Origin of the sequence: Phenylobacterium sp., assembly GCF_041920015.1 — a bacterium.
Taxonomy (GTDB): domain Bacteria; phylum Pseudomonadota; class Alphaproteobacteria; order Caulobacterales; family Caulobacteraceae; genus Phenylobacterium.
The window spans coordinates 2,861-7,100 of the sequence record NZ_JAYRST010000118.1; the positions used below are offsets into that span (position 1 = coordinate 2,861).

General features: G+C 69.4%; 5 protein-coding genes. 2 read left to right on the forward strand and 3 right to left on the reverse strand.

What is annotated here, in order from left to right:
• Nucleotides 1-176, forward strand: a 176-nt coding sequence (locus ACE3TL_RS16150) for an Asd/ArgC dimerization domain-containing protein (RefSeq protein ID WP_374579695.1), incomplete at its 5' end; no start/stop codon positions are given.
• A gap of 55 nt (nucleotides 177-231) precedes the next feature.
• Nucleotides 232-1,158 (forward strand): EamA family transporter RarD, encoded by a 927-nt coding sequence (rarD, locus tag ACE3TL_RS16155; protein ID WP_374579691.1) that lies wholly within the window; start codon nucleotides 232-234, stop codon nucleotides 1,156-1,158.
• Here the strand turns inward: rarD and ACE3TL_RS16160 are convergent.
• The 3 genes from ACE3TL_RS16160 to ACE3TL_RS16170 all read right to left on the reverse strand — a co-directional run.
• Nucleotides 1,143-2,270, reverse strand: coding sequence for a serine hydrolase domain-containing protein (locus tag ACE3TL_RS16160; protein ID WP_374579692.1), 1,128 nt, complete (start codon nucleotides 2,268-2,270; stop codon nucleotides 1,143-1,145). The genes rarD and ACE3TL_RS16160 overlap by 16 nt on opposite strands.
• A complete protein-coding gene (locus tag ACE3TL_RS16165) occupies nucleotides 2,267-3,124 on the reverse strand; it encodes a pyridoxal kinase (RefSeq protein WP_374579693.1) in 858 nt (285 codons plus the stop codon). The genes ACE3TL_RS16160 and ACE3TL_RS16165 overlap by 4 nt, the downstream gene beginning before the upstream one ends.
• Nucleotides 3,125-3,252: 128 nt before the next feature.
• Nucleotides 3,253-4,240 (reverse strand): adenosylhomocysteinase (locus ACE3TL_RS16170; protein ID WP_374579694.1); only part of this gene is annotated, 988 nt, incomplete at its 5' end.

The window sequence follows — 4,240 nt, forward strand, 5'->3', positions numbered from 1 at the left end:
CCCAGGGCGAGTTCCCGGTCTTCGTCAGCCGCATCCGCAACGATCCGACCGTCGAGAACGGCCTGAACCTGTGGGTCGTAGCCGACAACCTGCGCAAGGGCGCGGCCCTCAACGCGGTGCAGATCGCCCAGCTCCTGCACGAGCGCGGCCTCTTGAAGAGCAAGACGGCGGCTTAAGGGCCGACCCCGTTCGTCATCCCAGGTTCAGCCTGGAACCCAGGCGCAGCCGGACATGGCCAAGAACGCTTCCGCCCAGAACGATGGCCAGGCCCGCGGCGCGGCCCTGGCCGTGGGCGGCGCCTGCTACCTGATCTGGGGCGTCGTGCCCCTGGCCTTCCAGGTGATGGGGAAGATCGGCGTCGGCGCCTGGGAAATCCTCGCCCACCGCACGCTCTGGGCCGTACCGACCGCCTTGCTGTTCGTGCTGCTGGCCCGCCAGACGGGCGACCTCGCACGCGTGCTGCGCGATCGGCGCACCCTCGGCTGGCTGGCGCTGTCGGCCGGCGTGATCGCCGTCAACTGGCTGGTCTTCATCTGGGCGGTGAACAACGGCCGGGTGCTGGAAACCAGCCTCGGCTATTTCATCAATCCCCTGATGGCCATGGCCGCCGGTGCGGTGATCTTCCGCGAGCGGCTCGACGGCGTCGGCAAGGGCGCCATCGGCCTGGCCGGGGTCGGGGTGGCGATCCAGGCCATCGCCCTCGGCCACCTGCCCATCGTCTCCCTGACGCTCGCCACCAGCTTCTGCATCTACGGGATCATCCGCAAGCGGGTGGCGGCCGAGGCGCAGACCGGCCTCCTCGTGGAGTGCCTGATCCTGGCCCTCCCCGGCGTCCTGCTGATCGGCTGGCTGGAAAGCCGGGGAGAGGGCCACTTCACCGCCGGCCTGGCGCCCGCCCTCTGGCTGCTGGCCTGCGGGCCGATGACCGCCCTGCCGCTGATGATGTTCTCCTGGTCCGCCCGGCGCATCCCGTTCTCGGCCATGGGCTTCCTGCAATTCATCGCCCCCAGCATGACTTTCGTGATGGGCGTGGCTCAGGGCGAGCCCTTCACCTTCCTGCGCGGCGTCTCCTTCGCCTTCATCTGGGGCGGGGCGGCGGTGTTCGCCCTCGGCGCCTGGCGGCGCAGCCGGATGCTCGCGGCTCAGAGCGCGGCGTAGGCCGCCTCGATCAGCCGCCGGGCGCGCGCGTCGCCGATCAGGTCGGTCGACTGCTTGTTCATCACATAGGCTCCCGCCAGCCGCGTCTGCGGGTCGGCGAAGGCGCACGAGCCGCCCCAGCCGGAATGGCCGAAGGTCGCCTCGCCCGGCCCCCAGACCTTCACGGCGCTATTGCGCATGAAGCCCGCGCCCCAGCTCATCACGAACGGCAGCACCAGGTCCTGCCCGCGGATGCGCTCGCGGCTCGCCTCGGCGATCAGGGCGGGCGACAGGATCGTCTCGCCATCCAGCCAGCCGTCGTTCGCCAGCGCCCCCATCAGCCGCGCCAGGGCCGGGGCGGTGGCGTGGCCGTTGGCGGAAGGAATCTCAATCCGCCGCCATTCGGCCTGGCCGCGCCCGCCGGGCGAGGACCAGGGCGTCAGGAAGGCCGCCTTGGTCGCCGCATTGATCTCGCCGAAATCCGGCAGGCCGCTGGGCCGCTGCAGGTCGGCGACCCGGCCATGCTCGGCGTCGGGCAGGCCGATCCACAGGTCGAGATCGAACGGCCCGGCCAGGTCCTCGCGCAGCGCCGTCCCCATGGTCCGCCCGTCGACCCGGCGGAAGATCTCCCCGGCCAGATAGCCGAAAGTGATCGGATGATAGCCGCTAGCGCCGCCTGGCGGCCACAGCGGCGCCATGGCCGCCAGCTTGGCGCAGACCGCATCCCAGTCGAACCACAACGCCGGGTCCATCTCGTCCGGAAAGCCCGACAGGCCCGCCTGGTGGCTCATCACCTGCTCGACGGTGACGTCCTGCTTGCCGGCCTGGCCGAACTGCGGCCACACCTCGGCGACGCGCTGGCCGTAGTCGAGCTTGCCGGCGTCCACCAGCCGGGCGATCAGCAGCGAGGCCACCGCCTTGGTGGTCGAGAACACCGCCGTCAGGGTGTGTTCGTCGAACGGCCGCGTGCGCTGGCGGTCCGCAAAGCCGGCCCAGAGGTCGACCGCCACCTCGCCCGCCTCGACCAGGCAGAAGCGCGCGCCCAGTTCCTGGCCGCTCTCGAAATTGGCGGCGAAGGCCTCGCGCACGCCGGCGAAACGGTCGGGGCAGACGCCATGGATCTCGATGCTCACGTCAGCCGCTCCAATCGCACGCTGGGAGAAGGCGCCTTCAGCCGCTGGGCCATGGCGAGGATGGGCAGTTCGGCCGCGCCGGCGGCGTGGGCCGCGGCGACCGTCTCGGCCACGCCCCCCACCGCGCGTCCGAGCGCGTAGGACGAGGTCAGCCCGTCCAGCAGGGCCGCGCCGAACAGGGCGCTGAGCAGGTCGCCGGTCCCCTTCGGCGCCGAGGGCTGGCGCGGATGGGCCGCCATCCAGGCCTCGCCCTCCGCCGCATAGATCACACCGATCTCCTTGCCGCGGGGCACCGAGGAGACCAGGGCGGGCTTGCCCAGCCGGCGCGCGGCGATCAGCGCCTCCTCGACATTGCGCACGTCCTCGCCGGTCAGATGCGCCAGCTCCCACAGGTTGGGGGCCAGGATGTCGGCGCGGGGCACGAGCAGCTCCACCACCGCCTCGGCGACCTCGGCCGGCACATAGAGGCCCTTGCCCGCATCGCCCAGGGTCGGGTCGACGATCACCACCGGCTGGCGCGCCGCGGCCCCCGCATAGCCCTTGCGCTTGGCGCCGCGCACCGCGTCGATCGCCTTGGCGGCGGCCGCCACCTGTTCGGGAAAGGCGAAATAGCCGGTGAGCACCAGGTCGGTCTGGCCGAACAGCCGATTGGCCTCGATCCCGGCCAGCATGCCCTCGATCACCTCGGGCTCGACCTTGGCCCCGCCCGGCGGGCCCCAGCCGGGATGGCGGCCGAACAGCACGGTCGGCACGACCATGGCGTCGATCTTGAAGGTGGAAAGCGCGCTCGCCTGGGCGGAACCGCCGACATGGCTGGCGGCGACATGGCTGGAAATGATCAGCGCGAGCGGCATCGCGACCTGATTAGCCGAGCCCCGAAGGCAGGGCCACCGTCAATAGACGCTTCCCCCATGGGCAGGGCGGTCACCCCGGCGCTGAGGCAATTTTCCTCCCCCATTTTTTATGGGGGAGGAACTATCCGTTAGTACCGATAATGATCCGGCTTGAACGGGCCGGCCTGGGGCACGCCGATATAGTCGGCCTGGTCCTTGGAGAGCGTGGTGAGCTTGGCGCCCAACTTCTCCAGGTGCAGCGAGGCGACCTTCTCGTCCAGGTGCTTGGGCAAGGTGTAGACCCGGGTCTCGTACTTGGCCTTGTTGGTCCACAGCTCGATCTGGGCCAGGGTCTGGTTGGTGAAGCTGGCGCTCATCACGAAGCTCGGGTGGCCGGTGGCGTTGCCCAGGTTCACCAGGCGGCCTTCCGACAGCACGATGATCTTCTTGCCGTCCGGGAATTCCACGTGATGGACCTGCGGCTTGATCTCGTCCCACTTGAAGTTGCGCAGGCCGGCGATCTGAATTTCCGAGTCGAAGTGGCCGATGTTGCAGACGATGGCGTTGTTCTTCATCCGCCGCATGTGCTCGACGGTGAGGACGTCCTTGTTGCCGGTGGCGGTGACGAAGATGTCGGCCTTGTCGGCCACGTCGTCCATGGTCTGGACCTCATAGCCCTCCATGGCCGCCTGCAGGGCGCAGATCGGGTCGATCTCGGTGACGATCACCCGGGCGCCGCCGTTGCGCAGCGAGGCCGCCGAGCCCTTGCCCACGTCGCCATAGCCCAGCACGACGGCGACCTTGCCCGACAACATCACGTCGGTTCCGCGGCGGATGGCGTCCACCAGGCTCTCGCGGCAGCCATAGAGGTTGTCGAACTTCGACTTGGTGACGCTGTCGTTGACGTTGATCGCCGGGAACGGCAGTTCGCCGCGCTCGGCCATCTGGTAGAGCCGGTGCACGCCCGTGGTGGTCTCTTCGGAGACGCCGCCGATGGCGTCGCGGATAGCCGAATAGAAGCCCGGCTTTTCCTTCAGGTAGCGCTTCATCACCGCATAGAGCGCTTCTTCTTCCTCGTTGGTCGGCGCATCGAGGATCGAAGGGTCCTTCTCGGCCTTCGGGCCAAGCACGCAGAGC